We start from the raw sequence: 25,655 nt of genomic DNA on the forward strand, positions 1-25,655 counted from the left end.
CCTTTAACCAATAACTTTTATATTTGGGCCGCTATGAGAATACCTCTTCAAATTGCCGTAATTTTCGTCATTTGCCTGGCAGGCGAATTTCTGAACCGAGTGGTTGGCATTCCTATTCCGGGTAACATTCTCGGCATGGTTCTGCTCCTTATATTACTTTGTACTAAAATTCTTAAACCGGAACAGGTTTCCGGCGTTTCCAGTTTCTTCTTGAACCATCTGGCACTTTTCTTCTTGCCGCCAAGCATCGCCATTATGACCGTTGGCGACGACATTCTCAGCCAGTGGCCCACCCTACTCCTTCTTTGCATTGTGCTGACGCTCATCAGCTTGGCAGCCACCGGCCTTACCACGCAGTTTCTCATTGGCCGTCAAGAAAAGCGTCTGAACATCGAACAACTTGAAGATGAAGAGATGAAGCAAGCCACTAGGGGGAAGAAATGAACACCATCATCAACTCGCCCCTGTTCGGAATTTTTCTGACCTTGGCCGCCTTCGAAGTGGGCGTGGCTCTGAACAAGAAATTCAAGTACTCTATCTTGAACCCGCTGCTCATCGGCCTCATTCTCATTGTGGGATTCCTGATGATTACGGGAATCAGCTACGACAGCTACAAGGTAGGCGGCGACTACATTTCCATGATGCTTGGCCCCGCCACCGTGGTTTTGGCAGTTCCCTTGTACAGGCAGCTGGGCAACCTCAAAAAGCACTGGCTCCCGATTTTGGCAGGCATCGCCGTCGGTAGCCTCACCTCCATTTGTTGTGTGGTGGCAACCTCTAAATTGGTAGGTCTTAGCGAAACCTTGATGCTTTCCTTGGTTCCAAAGTCCATCACCATTCCCATGGGCTCTGTAGTTTCCGAACAGATTGGCGGCATTCCCAGCATTACCATTATTTCCATCGTGATTACAGGAATTACCGGCGCCGTCACCGCCTCTGTGGTTTGCAAGTTCTTCCGCATTAAGCACAAGGTTGCCCAAGGTATCGCCATCGGTACCGCGAGCCACGCCCTAGGCACCACTCGCGCCATGGAAATCGGAGAAACCCAAGGCGCCATGAGTTCCCTGGCCATCGGCATCGCCGGCATCTTTACCGCCGTGGTGGCACCGATTCTATTGCAAGCGATTGCATAACCATCCCTGGATTCATTCGCTTCACCTTGCGGCACCGCTCAGAATGACATCGGAATCTACTTCCCCACAAGGATTTCGGAAATAACAGACTCCCCTTCGGGAATGTTGCAGAGCTTTTTCAGGTCGTCCTCGAAAAAGAAATGAGGGCTGCGAACGGTCTTGTTCAACACTCGTCCAGACAAGTGCAGAGATTGCAGAATGTATCCCGCATTCAAATTCAAGTAGCGGTAGGCTCGTTCGCCCAGCAAGTTGCAGGCTTCCTTCAGGTCGGCGGTGAGCAGCACAGCAAAGGCGGCGCCATCAGCCTCTTCGGCGGCGGCATGGCACTTGGCAAACTTTTTCATCATCACCTGGCCAGACTGCATGTAAATGGACTTGCGCACAGGCACATAGCGGTACACGCCAGGGTACACGAACATCACGTCAAAGGTCACCAACCAGATTTTCAAAAGACCTGCGCCAAAAAGATTAATTTGTCCTAATTCCAGCCAGCGCATAAAACTGGAAAAATCATCTAGATCCATGCTGGATTTTCTGAAGGGCACATGCTTCAAATTTGCCGTACCCAATTCCGCCAAACGGCTAAAATAGGATTCATTGGAAAACTTGGCGGGAGTCAGGGGGAATTCGTCACCGGGCAATGCCTGAGTCGCCAAACGCCTAACTCGAATACAGCGACTCAGGTCTGTAATGCACTCCCCATGGCATTGTTTCATGAAGCGCGACGGATAACGAGCCAGCGCATCGTAATTAGCAAACAAATCCATGGAAACACCAGTCATCACATCCATTTCACTGCGGTTGGAATAAGCTGCTTCACCTACACCATCATCTACGGAATTATAGGCAACTTCACAATATTCTGGAAAAACCGCCAGAGCTGCCAAGGGAACTTCAGTCGCTCCCAGTTTCAAGGCTACAGAAACATCGTCGTCAACGAAACCACCGAGTGCAAAGGACTTTCCGCCCTTCGACTTTGCATGCAGAAGCACACTACCCACGCAGGCGCCAACATCACGCTGCACCTGGGAATAGGCAGATTCCTTGTAACGCCAAACAGCTCGTTCCAGAATTCCTGTAAAAATGTATAGAATCGGAGTATCCAGAACAAAATCCTTATCGGGGAATGCGGCAGCAATCTTCTTCATTTCATCCTTGCCGCCGATTTTCACCAACTGTCCCACTACTCCGGGCAGGGACGACTGCGAATTTCCATCAAAGGCATATACGCCATCTGGAAAACTTCTTCCACGCAAAATCACATAAACGCCAACGGGCTTTATTCCGTCACCCGAAACAAAGCCATAACCGGGAATTTCTCCTTCATGGACATCGATCCGATCACAGCCCTTATAACGTCTATCGGCGATTTTTTGATTTTCCCAATGAAGCACAATGGGGTCCGCAACAGCCTTTGATGCGTACTTGATCGACTCGTGGTATGTTTCGGAATAGAAGTTCATGGAAAACAGTACTAAATATATAAGTATTTTCTACGCAAAATACGCCACCATTTAGTACAGCAAATGTCAAAATTAGCGAAAAAATATACTTTTTATGATTTTTTAAAGATTAGATTATAGGACTAAAGGTTAAAATGAGGTTGTAATGAATATTAACTCCAAAATCAAATCTGTAGTGGCCCTGTCCGCAGTGGCCTCTTTTGCACTGCTGGCAACCGCTTGCGGCGATGACTCCAGCAGCGGCACCACCAAGGACCCCATTGAGAATCCCGACCTTCCCAGTGACTCCACTGCGACTACACCCAGCGACTCTACTGCAGTTGTCCCCGGTGACTCCACCGCAGCCACACCCGACGATCCTTCTAACGTCACTCCGGGAACAAATCCGGACGTAACTCCGGGTGTCATTGAAGAGTTTGCTCCCAAGGGCATTCTGATTGACGACTTTGAAGACGGCAACGGCGAAACCGCACAGGGTAACGGCTGGTTCACCTACGACGACCAGACCAACGGTGGCGCTTCCGTGATTGAAACTGCTGTTGGCGAAGAAGGCTACCCCGTAGCCGTTCCTGGTGGTTACAATTCCAATTACGGTTTCCAGGTAAATTACACCTTGGATAAGGGCGATTACCCCTACGACCCGTACGTAGCACTTGGCGTCGCCATCAGCGCAGAAGATTTCTCCAAGATTGGCGGCATTCACTATTGCTACATGGGTGGCAAGCACACCGTTCGCGTCGAAACTTCCGATGTAACCGACTACGATGTTCACGGCTCTGTGATGCCGGCATCCACCAGCGCATGGAAGTGCGTCGATGTTAAGTTCCGCGACCTGTCCCAGGAAGGCTGGGGTACAGCTGTTCCCTTCGACAAGGCTAACATCAATCAGATTAGCTTCCATATCAAGGGCGGTTCCAAGGTTACCACCGGTTCCCTCATCATTGACAACATCGCCTTCCTTGACGAAGACGCTCTCCCCGCAGACGTTGCCGACCTGACCAAGAATGAACCAGTCATTCCTGAAGTCACCATTGGCGACATTACCATCAGCAACCCGCTGCAGGAAAAGGCCATGAAGTACCTGAACAAGGGTGTAAACTTCACCAACTGGCTGGAAAATGCCGATGGCAAGTTCAAGAAGTTTGAATTCGGCGAAGACGACATCAAACTTCTCGCCGGTTACGGATTCAAGTCCCTGCGTCTCCCCATCGACCTGGACCTCTACGTGACCAACAAGAAGGACTTCCTTGCAGGTAAGGCCGACAAGCTGGAATTCGATGACGACACCCTGTTCCTGGTTCTCGACTCCTTCGACAAGTGGACCAAGGAAAACGGCATGTCCTTCGACATCGACTACCATGAATATGACAACAGCTACAACAAGGAATCTGCAGACGACTCCACCTACATCAAGATGATGGCTGGCGTATGGAAGCACGTTGCAGAACATTTCGCCACAAGCGAACGCGAAGACATCTTCTTCGAATTGCTGAACGAACCGGACATGAGCGCTGGCAAGGTTACCGCAGCCCAGTGGACTGTTGCAGCCCAGGCCATGATCGACGCAATCCGCGAAGTGAACAAGAAGCACTCCATCCTCTTCGGTGATGCTCAGTGGTACTCCATGAGCCTCCTCGCCAAGCGTACTCCGTTCACCGACGACAACATCATCTACGTAATCCACACCTACGAACCCTTCGTGTTCACTCACCAGGGCGGTTCCTGGACCGATTACGCAGCAGTCAAGAACATTCCGTTCCCCTACAGCGTTGAAAAGTGGTCTGAATACTCCGCTGACTTCGGCGTTAGCGCAGCCAACAAGAGCAAGGTTCTTGGTGCCATCAAGCAGTACTACAAGACCGGTAGCAAGGAAGCCATTCTCCAGTCTGTACTCAAGGCCAAGGAATGGGCTGTTACAAACAACGTTCCTGTGATTATCAACGAATTCGGCGCCCTCCGCGACAAGTCTGACGCAGAATCCGTGCTGAACTACTACAAGGCCATGGCAGAAATCTGCGACACCCTGCAGATTCCTTGGACTCACTGGGGCTACACCGGCGGCTTCTCCGTTGTAGACAACGACGGCAAGCTCTATGAAGGCTTGGCCGAAGCCATGAAGCTTACCGAAGCTAAGTAACCTAGACTCGATACTATATCTGGTCTAAGTATCATAACCATCGTGATTATGAACATGCCGTTTCCTTTTGGAGACGGCATTTTTTGTATCTTGTAGCAGAATAAACGACCCATTGGATTGAATTTTGAAGAACCTGAAAAAGATCATTGCCGCAACCGCTTTCTGCGCCTCTGCCACGTTTGCAGTTCAGTTTTACGGTAACCAAAGCGACATCCGTTGGAAAACGGCGGGAACGGAACATTTCCAGTTCCATTACCCTGCTGAATACACAGACCACGCATCCAAGGCATCCGCCTATGCAGAAGCCGTTTACGACAGCGTTGTAAGTCGTTACCAGAAAGGTTTAGCCGGTCGCGTCAACGTCACTTTAAACAACGCCCTGTACAGTAATGGCAGTGCCGTTCCCAGCGAGAACGCCCTTAACCTTTGGCTCACCAACTGGGATTTCAAGGTTCGAAGCAGTCATGGGTGGCTTACCGATGTGGTCACTCACGAATTCAGCCATCTTGTCAGTATCGAAAGCGGCAGCAAGGTCAATCCCCACGTATACGGATTGCAGGTAAGCTACACGGACTACTACAACGAACGCACCACCAGCGATTTCGTTTCACTGTTGCCATTCACCATGCAGCCCCTCTGGCTTGCAGAAGGTACTGCCCAGTACGAATCCAGCCGCATGGGTTTTGACGGTTGGGACAGTCACCGCGACATGCTATTGAGAATTGCAACACTGAACGACAGTCTCATGTCTCTTGAATACATGCACGACTTCGCGGACAATTCCCTGCTGTCTGAACTGGGGCCCTACACACAAGGTTTCTCCCTTGTGCTTTACATAGACAAGCACTACGGCGAAGACGCTGTTCCCAAGATTTGGGCAAACCTTTCCAAGTACCACCGCATGACCCTGGACGGAGCCATGAGAGCAGTACTCGGCATCGGGGAACAGGAACTTTACGACAACTGGAAAAAGGAAATCACCGAAGCCTACCAGGCGCAAAAGGATTCCCTGGGTGAACTTGTCGAAGGAACCAAGCTTACTGCAGACGCCTACTGGCAAGACTTTCCTGTAGTTGCAGGAAAGAATATCTACGGCATATCCAACTTCGGTGGAGCCTGGTTTGACGGAAGCCTTTTCAAGATGCCGCTGGAAGACTCAACCAGTGTCACCCCGGACTCCCTGGCAAAGGATTCCTCCAAGACTGACAGCACAGAAACCGGCAACGTCGAAGTCGGCGAAGTCGACATAGAGGGCGCAGACAGCACAATCAATATCGGCGACTACGCAAAAACCGGCTTTAAGGCCAAGAAGGCTTGGTTCGACAAGGGCATCGACGTCTACGAAGACTCCTCCCGCGGCCCTATGCTGGCCTACGTTACCTACCAGAATCGCGACCGCGATGGACACGCCCATTTTGACATCGCCATTGCAGACACAAACAAGAACGAGACTACCGTTACCTACCTGGCGGACGCAGTCTACCCCGTTATCGACCCTACGGGCAAATCCGTCGTATTTGTGCGCCGTCCCCAGGGAACAACACGCTTTATCTTGAGCAAGGCAAAGTTTCCCTCCGACTTGAAGGATTACGCCGTCGAAGATCCCGAGGACATCTACGTCCCAGACGAAAAATTCAACTACTACAACATTTATAGTCCCAAGTTCAGCCCCGACGGAAAGCGAATCGCATTCAGCTATTTCGACAACGAAATTCGCGGTATTGCGGTTATCAATGCGGACGGTAGCGGATTCAAGACCGTAAGCAATCCGGACTATGACGAACGAGACGTAAACTGGCTTGATAACGACAAAATTGTCTTTGCAAGCAACAGGAACGGCATTTTCAACCTGGTTGAAAAGAGCCTAAGTTCAGGCATCGAGCATCCCCTGACAAACGTAGTAGGCGGCGCTTTTACCCCGGTTCTTGCAGGAGACACCCTTTACTATACTAATTACGACAAGGACGGATTCTCCCTGTACAAGCTGGCCTACAGCATCTTTATTCCCGCCAGCGCAGACACGACAATTTCTGTGACAGAACGTGATTCAGTAATCCAGATTGCAGATACCACGTGGGCCAACTGCACGGAGCAAAATCCTGCAGATTCCCTTTCCGCTGATTCTGTTTCCGCAGATTCAACTTCTCCGGAAACCTATTTTGCAGAAAAGAACCTCCTGGCAGACTCCACAGCCAAGGACAGTTTACTCCTTATTCAAAAAGATTGCATTTCTGTTCCATCCGTCGCACACCGTGACAGCACCATCAAGATTCAGGACACCACAAGAACGATTACCCCGAAGGAAGGTACCCGGGAAATCGTCCTCCATGGCACACTTCCCAAGCGCGTAAAGAAACCTCTTGAACTTCAGGATCGTGAACTCGGCGGAATTGAAGAAGATTACAAGCCAATTCCCAATGTACCCCTATTTGTCCCCATGCTGGTGTTTAACGAAAATGCACCTGACCTGACCGTATTCGGCGAAGGCAAGCTCAAGACAAAGGCTGGCCTCGCAGTTGTTCTTAGCGATCCTCTCAAGAAGAATACCGTACAAATGGGATTATTGCTGGAACTGGGAGCAGGATTCGACTACATCAACAGTTCTGGCTTGAACCCCGAACAGGAAAAGGAATTCTTCGTCTCCTGGGAAAACCACAGTACTCCGTTAGACTTTGGCGTTTCCTATACCTACGCAAACTACACTAGTAGAGATACCGTTCGTTACGAAGACGTCAGAGCTCATGGGGGCGACAGCATCGGCACAAGCAATTACGCCATCCCCATGCAATCGATCGTCGGTACAGCCGGCTACAGCATTTTCAAGACAATCGATACCCTGCAGGTCGCTGTAGGTTATGACTGGGCCAACTTCAATCTTTACGAAGACCAGTTCGAATGGACCTACCAAAAGCGTCTCAGCGCCATGATTGCCCTGGGTCTTTATGGCGACCAGGAAGGTGAAGGCGGAACAGGAATCAGCGGCCAAGGCAACGGGCTTTTGCTCTACTACCAGTACGCCAACAGCGACCTTTACCGTCCGGGAACCTTCTCCGAAAGCTTCACCGTAACATCCAGCGGCTCCATCAAGCCCAAGTACAGAAACTTCAACATCAACGAAGTCGGCGTCAACCTCTACGGAAGTCTTCAGAGTCCCTGGACCGGCGCCCGTCTAGCCGCCGGCGGTAAACTTAGCGGCATCATCAAGTGGGATACCGACGCCAAGGAAGACACGCTGGACTCCTATTACTACAGCCCCCTGTTCCTGGAAGGCTACCCCTATCTTCGCAGTTCAGAAGACTACACCTTGGCCGGAACCAAGACCGCCATGGCTGAAGTCCATTACCTCTTCCCCATCTACGACGACTGGCGTAAATCCGCCTGGATCTTCAGCACACGTAGTTTCTACTTTGATTTGTTCGCACAGATCGGTGCAGCATGGACCGGCAAGTGGATCGACAGCGACAAGCTTACCGACCATCGATTCTGGGACAGGGATGTTGGTTTTAGCCTCCGCTGGAGCAACAAACTGTTCTACAGCATTCCCTTCGACATCAGCCTTACGTTGGCAAGAGGTCTTAGCCGCATTGGAGAAGACGACAACTTGAAGGGCGGAAAGAAACTTACCCCCATAGACCTGCCCATCATTCCCGAAGCGGCAGCCCCCACCAGAATCAAGTTTGCCATCGGAATGGGCTTTGCCAATACCTGGCAGTAAGCTATTTACTGAACAAAAGAAAAGCCGCGAACACGCGGCTTTTTTTTTACTTCTTGATAGCTTTTGCTTCTCCAGGAAGCAATTGGCCAGGACTGGTTCTCTGTCCATCTACTCCCGTAAAATTGGGATTGTACACTTTCATCTGGGAGCGTTTTAAATCTGCCTGAATATCGGTCAGATGCATTTCCCATTGACGCATAGCCTCATCCAGTTCCGCGCGGGCATTAAGCATGAGTTCCTTCAACTGACTCAGTTCCAGCATACGGTCTCGTTTCATCATCCACAGTTCTTCTTCCTCGGGCATTCGCTCGATATTGAACAGCAGATTCAGATAGTTTTCTTCGGCTTCCTTATAGGCGCTATAGGTTTGGCGGTACACCAGATAGCGATCGTCTACCATAGTCTGCTGAGGAGACGGATGAGTCGCACATCCCGCCAAGGTCATCGCGGCAAAAGAAATCGCAAAAAGAAACTTTGAAGACATATGTGATCTCGTCAAAACGGAGTTCAATGGATTAACTCTATTCCTCATCACCCGGCTTTTTCAACTCGTAGAGCTGTTCCAGGGTAATCAGGCTCTTAAACGTTGCGGTATCCTTTGTTGCCGGATTTACCATCGTATGAGTTCCCTGCTTGGAAATATGGACAATGCAAGGAATACCCGTCTTGGGTTCAACCATCACTTCGTACGCTGTAATGTATTCGCCCTTCAAACCAGTATTATAATGCTTATACTTTTCAGGAACAATATTGCTATTGACATGTTGCTCCCAAATGTAATAGGGGAAATGTTCGGTGTCCTGCATGTAGACTACGTAGTCGAGGCAACGTCTATGGTCTCTGTTTTCAAAGCCCTTCACCACCACGGAATCAATCTTGATCAAGGCATAGTTTAAACGGCCCTGGTCCTTTAGCAACTGGGTAATGTTTCCCTTGGTAGGAACTGTACCCGAAAGCAGATGTTCCATTTCCCAGCGCTGTTTTTCAAGTCGCTTCAAGTGAGGCTTGAACTCAGGATTCAGCAGTTCTTCCTTCCACTTCTTAGGCATGGGAGTTTTTTCAACCAGGGAATCATAACCTTCAAGAAGTCCGTCAATGCTCAGAACTTCACGATCAATTGCAGCCAAGTCCACAGACTGAACTCGCCAAGCCAATTCCGACGGCATGTAATTCTTAAGGTACCCACGGGAATCGTTCATCACATACTTACGATGAGCCTTAATGGTATCACCTGCGTTGGAATAGGTCATCTCCGTAAACACTTTTACTTCCGTACCCACGCGTTCTTCCCCCTGTTCATCAATAGTGGAGAAGAAACCGTTTTCAACAACTTTTACCGTTGTCGGTTCGGAAACCTTGTAGCTAACGGTTACTTCATCAGAGGAGCAACCGGCAAGCATTAAAAACGGAAATGAAAAAGCAGCAATCTTTTTAAGCATAACTAAGACCGTCCCATTAAAATCTACAGAAAATCGTATTTTTCAAAATACAAAAAGACCAACAAAAAGTTAGCGGGTCTTGACCAGGGAAATTTCCTTCTGGGCAATTACCTTTCCATCGGCGCTGAATTCTATAACCACAGAACCCGGCTGTCTCTGACGGCACATTTCGCGAGCTGTCATCAAACCTCCGTGCTTGGATTTACCTTGCAGCGTATAGGAATCATTTTTCTCGGACACAGAAACCTCATGAGACCAAAGTTCCTTGCCCTTATTTGCCAAGGAGCCTTCGTAAAAGGAAGTCTTCAGCTTGGTAAAGTCAAAACTACGGCCATACTTGAGCTGGACAATCAACTGGTCAGCCAAGTCAAATTCACTGGTGGTATCTGCTACAACCGAGGAACCGGGATTCCAGTCACGGCCGCAAACTATGGAAGGTTCCTCAGAAGAACAACCGATAAGGAATGCAGCAACAGAAACAATAGACAAAAAGATCTTTTTCATGTTAAACCCTATACCCATCTAATTAAAACCAGAATCGCAGACCTATGCGGAAATAGAAATCCGGAAGCTTCCACTGCACTTCGGAATCATCATGGCCAGCGTCATCATCCCACCAGACAAAATGAAGTTCCCCAACCGGATTCAATTCGAGAAAGAGTTGAAGCGGAATAACAGGGAATTCCCACTGGAAACCACCTACGACACCTGCTCTAATGGCAAGGCCACCTTCATCCCAGTCCGTTTTAAATTTGTCATGATACCATTCTTCGTCCCACCAGCCAATACCACCTGCAGGACCGGCATAGAAACCCATACGGCCAATATCACTGGGCATGTTCAGAAAGAAGTTCCAATAGTAACCGATGTAGGCACCAAGGGAATTATCTCCGTTGCTCAAGTACAAATGAGCATAGATATCCCACACGTTCGCATCTCCGGCACGCATCTGGAAATCAAGACCGGCGTGTTCACCGTGATTTCCACCCTGAAGCCAGCCGCCAACGGCCATATTCTTGCTAGAAGCCGGACTTGCCGCAAAAGAAACTGCAGCAAGCATCAACAGAGCAACAAAAAATCTTTTCATAAGACCTCCGTTTTTTCAAATTAGCAAAACCCCAGGTTAAATAGAGTTAACACATCAAAAACTGAGGTTATGAAGGCCTCTTAGCGACTTAGAACAAACAACATTTCCAAGTGAGGAGTTTGAGGATAGAAGGCAAAGCCCTCCGCATGCTTTAAGGAAAATCCCGCGGCAGCAAATTTTGCGTAATCCCTAGCCAATGTAACCGGGTCGCAGGAAACATAAATCAAACGGTTGACCGAGCTTGCAACAATGGCGTCCAGAGCCTCCTTGGGAAGACCAGTTCGAGGCGGGTCAACAATCAGAGTCGCCGGAGTATCCACAACGTTCTCTACAAGCCATTCTTCTGCGGGAGCGGAAACGTTTTCCGCCTTGCCTTCAAGATTTATCTTGGCATGTCGAAGACATCCATCCTCACGTTCCACCGTAGTGATTCGCTTAAACTTGTCCTGCAAAATGGACGCAAAGAACCCGACTCCGCTAAAGAGGTCTATCAGCCATTCATCGTTTGCTTCGCCATTTGCCAAGCCCTCGTCTACCGCCTTACGCACAGACTCCACAAGTTCAGGAAGGAGCCCCAGATTGCTCTGGAAAAAGACCGAGGCGTCGGACCTAATTTTCTTTCCAGCAATTTCCACCACGGAATTTGCGCACTCCTTGAATGCAGTAGAGTTCATTCCCCGATAGAAGAAAGAAACTTCCCCCTTGCCATTGTCAAAGATGTTGACATCAATCTCTCGAGGAGGCATCCTGTCTTGAAAAGACCTTACAAAAGCTTCACGAGCAGATTCCTGCAGGAACTTGTTGAGGGAATCTGTCAAAACCGGGCAGTTCTTAAAGGGAATGACATCGTTACTTTCCTGCTCGCGGAAAGCAAAACGAACCATGGGCGGTTCGCCATCGAGGGGCTTGCCGAACATGGCAACCACACGGGCGCGATTACGATAGCCCCAGGGAGAACCATGATGGATCTTGAAATCCAGCGGCAGCTCAGCATGGGCCAGACGCTTGAAGTTTTCGCGTTCCACCTGTTCCATGTACTTCACCTGTTTCTCAGGATCCAGGTGCTGCAGGCTGCAACCACCACACTTGCCATACAAAGGGCAGCGCGGTTTAACACGGTCTGCACTCGGTTCTAAGACATCGATACAACGGCCCTTGGTAAAATCCTTCTTCTGGAAAGTCAAACGAACCTTACAAAGTTCTCCCGGCAATGCGCCAGAAACAAAGCACACTCGACCATCTTCCAAACGGGCAAGCCCATCGCCCCCCTGCACCATCTTTTCAATACGCAGGGTGTATTCCTTAGGGGCTGCCGCTACCGGCTTTCGGGAAAATCTCTTTCGATAATCAGCCATACTTAAGCACGTCTTATAGTCGGGACACTAGCCAGAAGTTTCTGGGTGTATTCGTGTTTTGGATTGACAAGCACATCATCGGCAAGACCTCGTTCAACAACCTTGCCAAAATACATCACCAGGACTTCGTCACTTAGGGCGCGAACAACTTGCATGTCATGACTGATAAACACAATGGATAGGCCCAAGTCATTACGCAAGTCGTCCAGGAGATGGAGAATCTGCGCCTGGACAGAAACATCCAGGGCGCTGGTCACTTCGTCGCACAAGAGCACCTTGGGTTCCACCATCAAGCTACGGGCAATACACAGACGCTGTCGCTGGCCGCCGGAAAATTCATGGGGAAACTTGTCCAATGCTCCAGCAGGAATAGAAACTCGTTCCAACAGTTTCTTAGCACGTTCCTGCGCTACATCAAAGCTTACTCCGCGGGCTGTTACCGGAGCCGTCAGGATTTCACCCACGGTCTGCCGCGGATTCAAGCTGCTAAAGGGGTCCTGGAAAATCATCTGCATCACATCGGACACACGGCGGTTCTTACCCACCAGACCATTTCGGACAGGTTCTCCAAACAGCTTAATCTGCCCACCCGCTATAGGATTCAAGCCAACCAAGGCTTTAACCAGTGAAGACTTTCCACAGCCGGACTCTCCTACAACACTCAGGATTTTTCCCTGAGGAAGCTTAAAGGACACATCGTCTACAGCGGTAAAATAACTCTTGATTTTGCTGAATACGCCACCTCGAACGGGAAACTTCACCGAAAGGTGATCCACTTCCAAGGCAAAGGGCAAATTTTCTTTGTCAACACATTCCATAGTGACTTGGGGATACCCGGCAGGACATTTGCCTACTGGTCAACCTCTCCATCAAGACTAGACAGCGCTTCTTGGACATTCTTCTCGGTTTTCAGCAGAATTTGACGGCACTTACGAAGCAATTCCGTCGCTTCCTGAACCTGTCCGGCAAGCTCGTCAATTTCCATTTCCGAGTTATCGATACGTTCAAGGATGCTTTCCAATCGATCCATGGCGTTTTTGTATTCAAAGTTTTCCTGACTCATAGCCAGAATATAGTACATTTATGGAAGTGAGTTTTATTCGAGACCACATTTGCAGACTGTTTAAGCTCGGGCCCCTTCTTTTGGCAGGGTGTCTACTTTGGGGCTGTCTAGATATACCAAGCGACCCCGACACCAGTTCCCTGGTGACCTCCGTAAGCATTTTCGTTGAACAGTACGGAAAAAAGGACTCCACCTATTTCAAGATTAATTCCAATGACTCCGCAGCCATCGTTGCGAAGGTCCATCCGCAAAAAGCACAAAAAGACCTTCAGTTCTACTGGATAAACGGAGGCGAAATTCTTGACAGCGGATCCACCTACCTCATTTACATCAAGGAGTACCCCTTTGTACCAGACAGTCTGGTCATTGTCGACAAAGAAGGAAACAAGATTGGCCAACGTATACGACTGATCGTAAACGCACCACCTACCTTGAGTCCAAAAACCGTTCCCGCCGATGGAGACACCATTGTTGCAAGCAGGGACACCCCAATCCAATTCCAATGGAAATCCTTTGACCCTGACTACATAGACCATCTGAGCCACACATTAGTACTGGATGGAGTTCACTATGAACTAGACGATATAACCAGCATTAAGCAATCAGGCTTTGGCAAAGGAAAACACCTATTCAAGGTCATCGTTACCGATGCATACGGTGACATGGATAGTACCCGAACTCAAAGTTTCTACGTTATCGCACCCAAGGAGAACAACTGATGAAAACAGTTCTGCTCCTTTTGGCCATGCTGATTCCAGCCGTTTTCCTAGGATGCGTAAATTCCGACGATTATCTCTTTGACGAAAATGACGCAAGGGATATCAGCATAGATGCCTTCATGACTGAATCCTTTGACACCGCCTACACCAGAAACAAGACTGCAACAATCTGTCCTGGGGATTCTCTCATTTTCCTTACAGAAATTTATCCGTCCAAGTCTATTCGAAGGACGAGATACTACTGGACTCTTGACGGCAAGCCCTTTGCCAACGAGTATAGTTTCAAGAACACCGTTACTGAACCGGGAAGTCATAAAATAGCCTTCGTATTTGTCGACTATTTTGGAGACACCCTCAGCGACACATTGCATCTTTACGTTGCAACTCCGCCTAGTCTAGTCACAGAAAACATTATTCCCGCAAACAACTCGCAGGAATTTTCCCCTAACGACATCATAAGCTTTGCCTGGACTGCAGACGACCCAGACAGCCTTTGGGATGTGTTCTACCATTTCAAGCTACAGGAAGCCAGTTCTGCCGGCCAGGACTCTTCAAAAATCCTGGTAGATACTGTCATCACTAAAACAAACTTTTCTTACCTTGGCGAATTAAAGCCTCTTACCAAGTATCAATGGGTTGTAAGCGCCTCCAATGAACTAAATCAGTCATCTCGGGACACCGTCTACGGAACACTGTTTACAGCAGGTTATGCAGGAGAAGGCGGGGTTCAAGGGAATCTTGCAGCCTCCTCCAACGAAGTCGGACTCAAGTATCACCTGATTCTCCAGGACTCCCTGGAACAGACCGTTGTTGATAAAATTCAGGAATCATCCGGATTCGGCCAGGCATTTTTTAGCATTGCGCCCCTGGTTCCTGGAGATTACCTATTGAAGGTTTCCCTAGATTCTTATCCAGACTTTGGGGAAGTTTCCACCCATGCCAAAGTTATCAATAACAAGCTAACCTTGTTAGACACGATTCGTCTCATCGACAATGTCAAGACCGCCATAAGACACGTCAGCAACAACGATTCCCTGGATATCGCTGACACCTTGAAGTTCATCGTAAAGGACGGCGGCGGAAAGGTTCTCTCATCTAGAATCAGCGTTCGTCTAGAATCCATCGTCATTCCAGAAATATTCCTTGACAACGACACTCTTGTTGTTCCTCTGAACTCGATAGGGGCAGCCCTGAATCAGTCCTGGAGCACAAGAACTCTCATTGTCACCACATTGGATATGAGCGGCAATAAGACAACCCGCACATTCTTCCTACGTCCAAACTCCACCTTGCCGGAGGTAATACAGTGAAAAGCCCTATAGCCCTGCTTTTTGCCCTACTTCTCCTGGCCTGTGGAGATAGTCACTACCTGGATGAATCCGACGTATCCATCATCAAGCAACAGGTATACGCAGTACCCGAGCACTTTAACGATGACATAGGAATTTACTTCCCGCCCACCACCAACGTGTACGTTGAACTTGGCCAAACAATCAAGTTTATTGCGGGTATCGCCGTCAACGGAGAGATTCACACAGATGACATCTTGTCCAACTACGTCAAAAGCATATTGTGGAACATCGACGGGGAATACTACAACATAAACAACCTAAGGCACACTTTTTCACAACCGGGCCACAAGTACGGATACCTTGAAACCGTAGATCTGCTGGGAGACACAATCCATACAGACCTAGACATCTACGTCAACAATCCAAACAGGGTTTCCATCAACTTTCCTTACAATGGTTATAACCAGGCAGAGCCTACATCAACCCAGCGATTGCCTCTACGATGGGACATCATCGGCACAGACGAATGGGAGCGTAACACCTGTGTCGTATACATGTCCGACTCCTATAAGGATGTTTGGTCCAGCGAAATCGGATCCGTAGATTGTAACGACCAGGTTTACCTGAATGGATCGTTAATCGGAGATTCCGCATCTCTTGTAAAAAAGGGCGTAAATCTCAAGGACACCAGTTTCACCACCTACTGGGCCGTCAAGCTGATCACGTCCAGCGAAAGTGGCCGAGAATACCGCGACTCCACAGAAATCCATCATTTCTCGACCAAAACCTTTGACGAGAAATATTCCACCGTAAAGATTCCCCTTGAACTTTCTAACTACAGGGACAACAGCGTCATTCTTACGAAAATCATCCTGCTTTCTGCTCAAGGTGACACTCTGCAATTCCTTTATAACACTCTGCCTTCGGATACAATTTCTGCAAAGGTAAAACCCCAATCAGGCCTGCGCATTATCATCAACGAGACCTATCGACAGGAATACAGGCCGGAATCACTCACCGTTGACGTTCCTCCAAGCACAATCCTTGTTACTCCCCCCGTAATCATGGTAGACAAGGACATCCCCCAGATTGCACCATATTCAACCGCCAATAGAATTCAATCCGGTCTCACATTCAACGTATACGATGACGGATCAGGAATCAACCCCAACAAGTTCAAGATCCTATACGGGAACGACACACTGAAGTATTCCTATCAGCAGCCATACCTGCGCTTTTCTACGCCTTGCGCATCCTTATGCCGCGTCACCATACAGGGCGAGGACTACGCAAGAAACAAACTACCCGATGTCTATTGGAACATTCACGCAACCAGAGACTCAGTTTTTCTAGACGGTCCTTTCCCAAAGGAGGACTACTAGCATGAGATTTTGCGCAAGAATCGTCTTGTTGATATTACTGAGCCTTACCGCGTTCTGCCTAGCTGAAGAACCCAAGAGAGTTCTACACGTTTCCACCATTCCCGGGAAGACCGACATATACCTCGGCAACATTCACCCTGATCACAGCGACCTTCCAAACTACAGGTCACCTTCCTTCATTGAGATTTCCGACAACGACCTTGAAAACGGACGAGTCCTTATTTCTCTCTTCAAGCCCGAATTTAGAGATACCTCCATCTATGTAGCCTTGTCTCCAAAGGACACGTCCTATCTCATTGTATCCATGACTCCTGTTTATGAGTCGTCGGTCATCGAGGACCAGAATCGAGAACTATCCAAGCGAAGCCGCAGATCCTTTGGCCATAAGATAATGCTTTCTTCCATAATTCCCTTCGTTGTTAGTGGTGCTGCAGGTCTTATAACCTTTTACGAAATCGACCAGGCAAATAAAGCCAAGAAGAACATAGAAGAAACGGTCGTATCTTCAGGAGATAAGCTAAAACAGACTCAATCAGATTTCAGAGACTACAAAGACAACGCAAAGTTGGCTAAAAAAACAGCCATTGCAGGCGCAATCACAGGCCTAGCAATGCTTTCCATTGGGTTCGTTTTATCGTTCTAGGCATTTTATGAAAAGACTTTTATCATTTTTTCTTCTGTTAGTTCTCGCACCCCTCAGTGCGGTACTTGCCGATGATCTTCCCGGCATAAGGGCAAATATTGAACTGGTCACCGGCACTAAGCAGACAGTTCAATTTCTAGGAGTCAACCAGGACACAGTCAGCCTTGGCGGTGTCATCCAGGGAAAGTTTACAGTCGTCCATATCCTCAAGGATCGAATCAAGAGCATTGTGGACGAACAGGGTAACGACCTGATGAACATATCCAAGACTCCAGCCGCCTTGTCTTCGGACTCAAGCAGCGTTGTCCAGGACAGCAGCCAAGCAGCAGAAGCACAACAGGACTCAAGTACAAAGCCCCTGCCGCAACCCGCCCCCGTATTCCTTGATTCCGTTCAAGGAAAGCATGTTTTTGTAGCCATGGAACATCGAGCTATCGATTCAGTTCTTGCAGAACAAATCACACCCATCATCATCCGTCTCCTGCAGGAATCTGGAACTCCTGTTGTTATCGCAAAGAGAACCGATTTCGGATATTGCCGCGACAACGCCTGCATCAAGGATTCTCTCGCCACCTATGGAGCCGCCTCCGCCTACCTGGGAAGAATCGCCCCAGCATCGTCCAACGATTCCATCAGCATCCAGGCAAGCCACTATTCCTTTATAGATTCAGCCAACCATGATGGCGATATCGCCAAAATGAACTTGTCCGTATTCAAGTCCATTAGCGATGCCACAAGCGGCAACAAGCTCAAGCATTTCATTATGCAGCTACAGGGCGAAGCTATTCCCGTTCAAGCAGCCAAGAGAAGCTACATTCACGTTGAAACCGATCCAGAAGGGGCTACCCTCGCCTTGTCCAGTCAAGGTGACATTTGCAGGACCCCGTGCACCTTTGCCACCAAGGATTCCGGGAAAGTAACCTTGTACGCCTACTGGGGCGTAGACAAGCAACTTTGGGGAGCAAGCAGCACCGTAAACCCCATTGGTTCCGACACCATCAAGATTTCCCTTAAGCTTAAACCCGTTCGCCCGGAACTGAGAGTTTTCTCCATTCCTGGAGATGCCGAAATCTACGCTGGTTCATCCCAACTTTCTATTGACTCCAAGCCCATCGGTCATACGCCGGACAAGTATCCTATCTACGAGCCGGGAATGTCCACCGTCCAGTTGAGAAAAGCCGGATACCGCGACACAATGGTTACCGTATTCGTCCCGCCCACCGAACTGACCGATATCAACGTGGAAATGGAACCGATACGAGACCTTGAAGAACTGAAAGCTCAAGAGGAATGGATTCACCAGCGCAAAGTATCACGAATCGGCAAGACTCTGATGGGAGCATCCATCGCCCCCATCGTTATAGGAGCCCTTTTCACCTACCTGGCCAACCAGGACTATGATGATGCCGATAAAATCAAGCAGGAACTGGAGCGCCCTGCTTCCTCTGCAGGAGCCACATTCCAGGAAAAAATCAAGGAAAACCATGATCTGGTAAAGAAGGGTGACCGAAAGATGATTGCAGGGGGATCCCTCATAGGAGGGGGGCTTATAATGCTAAGTGTGGGATTTGTCCTGGCTTTTTAAGCAAAAAATCCTTCAAAGCCTAAAAACACCCTAAAAAAACAAAGATTTTTGATTTTTTTGTTCCTCTCAAAATAAGAAAATTTAAATTTATGACGATGCGTAAACTTATTACCATATTGTCACTTTTGACAGCTGCAGGCTATGCCGCCGATTACGAACGTTCGAATTGGCGTACTCAGCTGTATTTGCAGGGTGAACCTGCGTTCTTGACTTTTGAAGGCGAGAACAAGCTTCTCGATGACGGTATCGATACCGAAGTCCTGACTGTTCCCGTATCCGTCGGTGCATTGTGGTCTCCGCTGATCACCCCGTTCTGGAAGGCCGACATTCCCTTCACCATCTGGCTTGGCGTCGAAGTAAACTCCATCCAGCTGGGTACCATTGAAGACAACCCCAAGTACACCATCAGGGACGACGAATACGGTGGTGACCGCAAGGGTGAACAGGACGACCGCGAGCTGTGGTTCATGACCTACGCCCCCTCCCTGTTGGCTGGTTTCACCGTAAATTTGGCCGGCGACTTTGACCTCCGCGTCCTGGGCGGTTATGGTCTGCACTTCTTCTCTTTCTATGACGACTACTCCGGTAATACTGAGCAGCATACCGAAGTCGCTCCCACCGCATTCGTTTCTGGCGCTTTGGAATATCGCATCACCGAAGCCTTCCAGGATGTTGATTTTAAGATTGGTCTCAATGTTCGTAAGGAATTCCTCCCCTACGAAGACATCAAGGCTAGAAAGAAGGACAGGAGCCCCAGCCCCTCTCCCTATTCCAGCTTGACCATGAGCAAGATTGAATACAAGTGGCCCGTACGCGTCGGCTTGGAACTGTCCTTTGACTTCGGCCGCGAAAGCCGCCGAGACCGCAAGATGCGTTTCAAGCTTCATGACCGCGACGACGTACTGCGCAAGAACAGCGAAGTCAAGGATACCTTGTCCGACTGGGACTGCATGGCCATTGAACGCGACTACCGCTTCTATCTTGACGAAGACGGCAATCTGCCCGACATGACTGAAGCATACACCCGCACCCAGTTTACCGACGTGCTTGAAAGCTACCTGGCATTCTGCCACCCGGCAGACCTTGCCACCAAGGAACAGCTTTACGCCGCCATGGATAGCAGCAAGGTTGAACTTAAGGAATACCAGGTCCGCCAGGAAGACGGCCGTTTCGAACAGGTCATGGCCTCCAACGACCCCGAAATGCTTGAAATGTTCCTCCAGTACTATCCGGATTCTCCCCGTCGTGCTGAAGTCGAAAACAAGCTGAGATCCTTAAGCGAATACGACAAGTTCCGCGTCATTCAGGCGCAGAACACCTTCAAGGCTTACCTCGCCTACCTGAACGACAATCCCAACGGGGCATTCCGCGACGAAGCCGAAGCAGGTATCTTTGAACTGGTCAAGTCCGGCAACCGCCTGAAAGACTACGAAATCTATCTGAAGCGCTTCCCCGAAGGCAAGTACGTTGAAGAAGCAAAGGCTGCACTCAAGAAGGCCAACGAAGATGCCTCCATGATTGAGTACCAGACAAACGTTCAAAACAGCGAACCTCCCGCAGTAGAAGCCCAGCCGGAACCCGAAGAACCGGTCGCCGAAGAACCTGAAGAAGAAGCTCCTGTCAAGAACAAGAAGAAGGGCAAGGCTAGCAAGAAAGACAAAAAAGCTAAAGCCAAGGCAAAGCCTGCCAAGGGCAAGAAGAAGAAGTAACTTACTCTAGCTTGTTCTAAAGTATTGAAGCGCGGCTGTTACCAGTCGCGCTTTTTTATATTTGCCATCATGATTTACGACGTAATTATTGACTGGTATAACGCCCACCTGAACTACGGCACCATCACACTCCTGATGACCGTAGAAAGTTCCTTCATTCCCTTCCCTTCGGAACTGGTGGTTCCTCCCGCAGCCTACAAGGCTCTGCAGTCAGACTCCGGCCTCAACATTTTCCTCATCGTCCTTTTTGCAAGCATTGGCGCCCTTATCGGAGCCTTCATCAACTACTACCTGGCAAAGTTCCTGGGACGCCCCATTATCTACAAGTTCGTAGACAGCCGCCTAGGACACTTCCTGCTTTTGGACAGCCAGAAGGTTGAAAAAGCGGAAGCCTTCTTTAGAGATCATGGCGCAATCTCCACCTTGGTCGGGCGATTCATCCCCGTCATTCGTCAGCTCATTTCAATTCCCGCAGGCATCGCCGGAATGAAGCTACTCCCCTTCACCATCTTTACGGCCATTGGCGCCATCCTGTGGAACGTCATCCTGGCAGTGCTGGGTTATGTGGCCCACGGCCAGAAGGACCTTATCCAGGCCTACAGCCACGAAATGTCCATCGGCCTTGTGGGACTTGGCGTACTGTTCATCGGCTACATGACATGGAACGCATTTAAGCCCCGCAAGAAATAATACCGGCAGACTTTTAACGTACAAAAGCCTCCCCTACGGGAGGCTTTTTGCATCCTCAATCCAGGGTTCGGTTACAGAGCCCTCAAGGCACCTGTCTCAGAATCCATGATATAACCGCGGACCACAATATCCTTGGGGACCAACGGGTGGTTCTTCACCAAGTCAACGGTTTCAAGAACTGCGGCATCCGTATCTTCAAATCCATGAAGCCAAGAATCCAGGTCGATTCCGCAGTGGCGCATCAAGCTAATATGCTCATCGTCTACGCCGCGTTCCTTCATCAAGTGAAGCATTTCCTGGGCATCCATGCCCTGCACGCCGCAACCGGTATGACCGATGATCATGATTTCGTTCACCCCAAGTTCGTAGATGGCAACAAGAAGGCTGCGGACCGTACTATCAAAGGGATTGGTAATGGTTCCACCGGCGTTCTTGATCATCTTCACGTCGCCATTCTTGATACCAAGGGCTGCCGGAAGAAGTTCCACCAGGCGGGTATCCATACAGGTGACAATTGCAATTTTCTTATCGGGATACTTGCTGGTAGCGAACTTTTCGTAGCCCTTACTAGCAACAAATTCCTTGTTAAAAGCAAGCATTTCGTTAATCATTTCTTTTCCTTCAGCAAGAATCCTGCAACAGACTTTTCACGAACAAAGATTTCCTTGGCGGCTTCCTGAACATCCGTAGCGCTGACCTTGTTCAATTCATCAGCCCACTGCAAGAAAATGCGATAGTCTCCATACATTTCGTACCAGGCAAGCATGGTAGCCACGTTTTCCATATCCGTAAGGCTACGGACAAGGCCTGCGTAGGCACGGTTCTTCACCTTTTCAAAATCACGGGCGCTCACCGTTTCTGTCTTAAGCTTTTCCAGTTCATCCCAAACAACAGCCTCCACCTTAGCAGGATCTGCATCGGGGCGCATGGTCACACGAACACTGAACTCGCTGACATACTTGTTGGGGCTGTTGCTTGCGCTAACACTTACAGCCAACTTTTCCTGCTCCACAAGCCTCTTGTAAAGGCGACCAGAACGACCGTTCAGCACACCTTCTGCAATGTCCAGAGGATAAAGAATCTGGTTTCCAACTTCCGGCGTCTTGAACACCAAGGTAAACAAGTTCGGAGCATCGGGACGCTTTACCGTCAAGCGTTTTTCGCCGACCTGTTCCGGATCGCGGATTGTCAAGGGCGGGAATGTTTCCCCTGCAGGAATCTTTGCGAAATACTTCTTCACCATTTCCATGGTAGAGGTGGTATCAAGATCTCCCGCAAGAACAAGAATCGCGTTACGAGGCTTGTAGTACTTGCGATAGTGTTCATCAGCCATTTCACGAGTCAGGTTCATGATATCGCTGGGCCAGCCGATGGTAGGAACACGATAAGGGAAAGCCTCATAGATCATGGAGTTCAAAGTCTCATAGAAACGACCCGTCGGCTTGTCGTCATAACGCATACGACGTTCTTCACGGACAACGGAGCGTTCAGAATAGAATTCGCGAAGCACAGCATTCTGCATGCGGTCTGCTTCAAGCCACATAAAAAGCTCAATCTTGTTCTTTGGCAAAGTAACAATGTAGGCTGTCATCAAGTCCGTGGTAAAGGCATTCAAGCCTGTACCGCCGGCAGCCTGGTAAGCGCTCCACAGTTCATCTTTCACAAAGATCTTACGGTGTTCATTCACAACGGAATCATGTTCTGCAATCAGCTTATTAGCGGTTGCCGTATCACCAGACAAGACTGCGGGGCGAATCAAAGCCTGCAAGCTATCCTGGGTTGCCATGAACTTAGCGTCGGCAACACTATCCTGGATACCGACCTTCTTGGTGCCCTTGAACAGTTCGTGTTCCAGCATATGGGCCAGGCCAGACTTACCAGGGACTTCGTGAACGGAACCGGTTACGTAGAACAAGCGACAACTTACCGTAGGAGCCTGCTTATTGGGATGCAGCAAAACCGTAAGGCCGTTATCTAGGACTTCCTTATGGACCGGCATATTGACGGACGCCGCATTTGCATGGCTGGCCAACCCAAAGGCAGCCATTGCAGCAAAACATACTTTAACAAAAAACTTCATACCCATAAAGTAGAAAAGTATATCAAGGCGAGAGCAGCGGCGGGGCATTTATGCACCGACATTGCCGAGCCGTTATACTTTCTAAAAAAGTATATCAAGGCGAGAGCAGCGGCGGGACATTTATGCACCGACATTGCCGAGCCGCTATACTTTCTAAAAAAGTATATCAAGGCGAGTGTAGCGGCGGGGCATTTATGCACCGACATTGCCGAGCCGTTATACTTTCTAAAAAAGTATATCAAGGCGAGAGCAGCGGCGGGACATTTATGCACCGACATTGCCGAGCCGTTATACTTTCTAAAAAAGTATTTCGAGACGAGTGTAGCGGTTGAACGCGACCGCAAACCTTTTGTAAGCAAAGAAACCCGGGTCCATGACTCGGGTTCTTTTTTTCCGAATGTCAGCCCCCAAGACCGGGGCTTGCGCTTATGCAGAATAACATGGCCAATACGAGAACTCCACCGGCTATGGCGAGAATGCCCATGGTAGTGGAAAAAATGATTTCCGCGGCACTTGTTTTATTTTCCGCAGGCGCTGGTTCATCGTTGGATTCGCTCTGCTGGGAGGTGGAATCCTGAACAGATGCGGCTGTCCCGCTTTGGGCGTTGGTGGGATTGTTTGAGGATGAATTGACTAACACAGCTGTTCCACCGACAACGAGACCAGCAGTTGCTCCGACAGCGGGAGTGCAACCATTTAGGTTAACCAGTAATGCGAGGGATAACAAAGCGATTCGAATAAGCTTCATTACCGAATAATATACAAAAAAGGTTAAAGGACGAATCCTTCAACCTTTAAACTTGCGGTGCGAACCAGAATCCTGGAACCTCGCGCCTGGAGCCTCGAACCTAATTAGCCCAAGATCTTCTTTTCGTAGTCGCCCATGCAGTCAACGAGAGCCTGGACGCCTTCGATAGGCATTGCGTTGTAGATGGAAGCGCGGAAGCCGCCAACAGAACGGTGACCCTTGATCTGGACGAGGCCCTTGGACTTTGCGAATTCGATGAAGTCCTTAGCCATGTCTGCATCCTTTTCTTCGGAAACAACTTCGCGGTTGAAGACGAAGGGAACGTTCATGAGAGAACGGTCTTCCTTAGCAGCGGTACCGACGAACACCTTGGAGTTGTCGATGGCGCTGTAAAGGAGAGCAGCCTTTTCGCGGTTGATCTTTTCGATAGCGTCAACACCGCCGATCTGCTTGAGCCAGTTGAGGGTGCGGTTCATGGTGTAGACTGCGAATACCGGAGGAGTGTTGAACATGGAGTTCACGCCGGTCTTTTCGTCGAGATGAGTCTTGAAGTTCAGCATGGTGGGGATCTGACGATCGACCTTGCCCAGCAAGTCCTTACGGATGATGGAAACGGTAACGCCAGCGCAGGAGATGTTCTTCTGAGCGCCGCCGTAGATCACGCCGAAGTCTTCCACGTTCACCTTGCGGGCGAGGAAGTCGGAGCTCATGTCAGCCATGAGGAAGCCGGACTTGGGCTTGGGGAAGTTGTGCCATTCGGTACCGTAAATGGTGTTGTTGGCAGTAACGTGGAGGTAGGTTGCGTTGTCAGAGAGCTGCAGGTTCTTGTCGATGTGGTTGTACACATCAGCCTTGGTGGAGCAAGCAACGTTAACGTTACCGAACTGCTTAGCTTCCTTGAGAGCCTTGTTTGCCCAGACACCAGTGTCGGTGTAGTCGGCAACGCCGTCGGCCGGGAGGAAATTCATCGGCATCATGCAGAACAAGAGAGAGCAGCCGCCGCCGAGGAAAATGATATCGTAGTTGGCGGGAATACCCATGAGGTCGCGAAGGAGCTGTTCAGTTTCGAGGAACATGTTCTCGATGGGCTTTGAACGGTGACTCATGGAGAGAATGCTGATGCCGGAGTTTGCATAGTCGATGCATGCTTCAGAAGCTTCCTTGAGTGCTTGTTCGGGCAGGACAGACGGGCCTGCGCTAAAGTTATAGACCTTATTAGCCATGATAATGTTCCTTATTTGGGGGTTAAAACCTAATGGTTTTTTGACGGGGTAAAATTTAGTAAATGCGGGAAAAAATTGCAATTGTTAGTTACGATTTCTGAATTCCCAGAGCAAATTCCGCTGCTTTGGCGCAACTTCGCCGGGACAAAGCCCCTCAAAGTACCTGGAGTTTTTGGGCGTTCCCCCGGCTCC

22 protein-coding genes and 1 pseudogene are annotated in these 25,655 nt (G+C 49.3%); 11 read left to right on the forward strand and 12 right to left on the reverse strand.

What is annotated here, in order from left to right:
• Window positions 1-33: 33 nt before the first annotated feature.
• On the forward strand, window positions 34-444 hold the full coding sequence (locus MJZ26_08250; protein ID MCQ2105767.1) for a CidA/LrgA family protein: 411 nt from the start codon (window positions 34-36) through the stop codon (window positions 442-444).
• The gene (locus tag MJZ26_08255; GenBank protein MCQ2105768.1) at window positions 441-1,133 is read left to right on the forward strand and encodes an LrgB family protein; all 693 of its coding nucleotides are present in this window, start codon (window positions 441-443) and stop codon (window positions 1,131-1,133) included. The genes MJZ26_08250 and MJZ26_08255 overlap by 4 nt, the downstream gene beginning before the upstream one ends.
• A gap of 56 nt (window positions 1,134-1,189) precedes the next feature.
• Here the strand turns inward: MJZ26_08255 and MJZ26_08260 are convergent, their stop codons facing one another.
• Window positions 1,190-2,596 carry a nitroreductase family protein gene (locus MJZ26_08260; GenBank protein MCQ2105769.1) on the reverse strand — a complete coding sequence of 469 codons (1,407 nt, stop codon included), beginning with the start codon at window positions 2,594-2,596 and terminating at the stop codon, window positions 1,190-1,192.
• A gap of 274 nt (window positions 2,597-2,870) precedes the next feature.
• Here MJZ26_08260 and MJZ26_08265 point away from each other — a divergent pair.
• Together MJZ26_08265 and MJZ26_08270 are read left to right on the forward strand one after the other, a co-directional pair.
• Window positions 2,871-4,733 (forward strand): annotated as a pseudogene (locus MJZ26_08265) (cellulase family glycosylhydrolase).
• Between the two features lie 124 nt (window positions 4,734-4,857).
• On the forward strand, window positions 4,858-8,448 hold the full coding sequence (locus MJZ26_08270; GenBank protein ID MCQ2105770.1) for a hypothetical protein: 3,591 nt from the start codon (window positions 4,858-4,860) through the stop codon (window positions 8,446-8,448).
• A 46-nt stretch (window positions 8,449-8,494) separates the two neighbouring features.
• On the opposite strand, the gene MJZ26_08275 is transcribed toward MJZ26_08270, so the two are convergent.
• From MJZ26_08275 to xseB, 7 genes are all read right to left on the reverse strand, one after another.
• Window positions 8,495-8,932, reverse strand: a complete 438-nt coding sequence (locus tag MJZ26_08275; protein ID MCQ2105771.1) for a hypothetical protein — start codon at window positions 8,930-8,932, stop codon at window positions 8,495-8,497.
• Between the two features lie 37 nt (window positions 8,933-8,969).
• Window positions 8,970-9,887 (reverse strand): hypothetical protein, encoded by a 918-nt coding sequence (locus MJZ26_08280; protein ID MCQ2105772.1) that lies wholly within the window; start codon window positions 9,885-9,887, stop codon window positions 8,970-8,972.
• A gap of 69 nt (window positions 9,888-9,956) precedes the next feature.
• A complete protein-coding gene (locus MJZ26_08285) occupies window positions 9,957-10,391 on the reverse strand; it encodes a hypothetical protein (GenBank protein MCQ2105773.1) in 435 nt (144 codons plus the stop codon).
• Between the two features lie 22 nt (window positions 10,392-10,413).
• Complete coding sequence (locus MJZ26_08290) at window positions 10,414-10,974, reverse strand: hypothetical protein (protein ID MCQ2105774.1); 561 nt, start codon at window positions 10,972-10,974, stop codon at window positions 10,414-10,416.
• Window positions 10,975-11,054: 80 nt separating this feature from the next.
• Window positions 11,055-12,329, reverse strand: coding sequence for a TRAM domain-containing protein (locus MJZ26_08295; protein MCQ2105775.1), 1,275 nt, complete (start codon window positions 12,327-12,329; stop codon window positions 11,055-11,057).
• A gap of 2 nt (window positions 12,330-12,331) precedes the next feature.
• A complete protein-coding gene (locus MJZ26_08300; GenBank protein MCQ2105776.1) occupies window positions 12,332-13,147 on the reverse strand; it encodes an ATP-binding cassette domain-containing protein in 816 nt (271 codons plus the stop codon).
• Between the two features lie 32 nt (window positions 13,148-13,179).
• Window positions 13,180-13,392 (reverse strand): exodeoxyribonuclease VII small subunit, encoded by a 213-nt coding sequence (xseB, locus tag MJZ26_08305; GenBank protein ID MCQ2105777.1) that lies wholly within the window; start codon window positions 13,390-13,392, stop codon window positions 13,180-13,182.
• 80 nt (window positions 13,393-13,472) lie between these two features.
• On the opposite strand from xseB, the gene MJZ26_08310 reads away from it, so the two are divergent.
• The 7 genes from MJZ26_08310 (at window position 13,473) to MJZ26_08340 (ending at window position 21,412) form a co-directional block, all read left to right on the forward strand.
• Window positions 13,473-14,111, forward strand: a complete 639-nt coding sequence (locus tag MJZ26_08310; GenBank protein MCQ2105778.1) for a hypothetical protein — start codon at window positions 13,473-13,475, stop codon at window positions 14,109-14,111.
• Window positions 14,111-15,421: a hypothetical protein gene (locus MJZ26_08315; GenBank protein MCQ2105779.1), complete on the forward strand. Its 1,311-nt coding sequence runs from the start codon at window positions 14,111-14,113 to the stop codon at window positions 15,419-15,421. Before MJZ26_08310 ends, MJZ26_08315 begins: the two co-directional genes overlap by 1 nt.
• A complete protein-coding gene (locus MJZ26_08320) occupies window positions 15,418-16,785 on the forward strand; it encodes a hypothetical protein (GenBank protein ID MCQ2105780.1) in 1,368 nt (455 codons plus the stop codon). Before MJZ26_08315 ends, MJZ26_08320 begins: the two co-directional genes overlap by 4 nt.
• Before the next feature lies 1 nt (window position 16,786).
• Complete coding sequence (locus MJZ26_08325; protein MCQ2105781.1) at window positions 16,787-17,428, forward strand: hypothetical protein; 642 nt, start codon at window positions 16,787-16,789, stop codon at window positions 17,426-17,428.
• Between the two features lie 7 nt (window positions 17,429-17,435).
• Window positions 17,436-19,013: a PEGA domain-containing protein gene (locus tag MJZ26_08330; GenBank protein MCQ2105782.1), complete on the forward strand. Its 1,578-nt coding sequence runs from the start codon at window positions 17,436-17,438 to the stop codon at window positions 19,011-19,013.
• 95 nt (window positions 19,014-19,108) lie between these two features.
• The gene (locus tag MJZ26_08335) at window positions 19,109-20,722 is read left to right on the forward strand and encodes a hypothetical protein (protein MCQ2105783.1); all 1,614 of its coding nucleotides are present in this window, start codon (window positions 19,109-19,111) and stop codon (window positions 20,720-20,722) included.
• Window positions 20,723-20,791: 69 nt separating this feature from the next.
• On the forward strand, window positions 20,792-21,412 hold the full coding sequence (locus MJZ26_08340; GenBank protein MCQ2105784.1) for a DedA family protein: 621 nt from the start codon (window positions 20,792-20,794) through the stop codon (window positions 21,410-21,412).
• Between the two features lie 71 nt (window positions 21,413-21,483).
• Here MJZ26_08340 and MJZ26_08345 read toward each other — a convergent pair whose 3' ends face one another.
• From MJZ26_08345 to serC, 4 genes are all read right to left on the reverse strand, one after another.
• Entirely contained in the window at window positions 21,484-22,023 is a 540-nt protein-coding gene (locus MJZ26_08345; GenBank protein MCQ2105785.1) for a carbonic anhydrase, read from the reverse strand.
• Window positions 22,020-23,492: an insulinase family protein gene (locus tag MJZ26_08350; protein ID MCQ2105786.1), complete on the reverse strand. Its 1,473-nt coding sequence runs from the start codon at window positions 23,490-23,492 to the stop codon at window positions 22,020-22,022. The genes MJZ26_08345 and MJZ26_08350 overlap by 4 nt, the downstream gene beginning before the upstream one ends.
• Before the next feature lie 400 nt (window positions 23,493-23,892).
• On the reverse strand, window positions 23,893-24,240 hold the full coding sequence (locus MJZ26_08355) for a hypothetical protein (GenBank protein ID MCQ2105787.1): 348 nt from the start codon (window positions 24,238-24,240) through the stop codon (window positions 23,893-23,895).
• 104 nt (window positions 24,241-24,344) lie between these two features.
• On the reverse strand, window positions 24,345-25,463 hold the full coding sequence (serC, locus tag MJZ26_08360; GenBank protein MCQ2105788.1) for a 3-phosphoserine/phosphohydroxythreonine transaminase: 1,119 nt from the start codon (window positions 25,461-25,463) through the stop codon (window positions 24,345-24,347).
• Window positions 25,464-25,655 lie beyond the last annotated feature (192 nt).

Source organism: Fibrobacter sp. (genome assembly GCA_024398965.1).
GTDB lineage: Bacteria > Fibrobacterota > Fibrobacteria > Fibrobacterales > Fibrobacteraceae > Fibrobacter.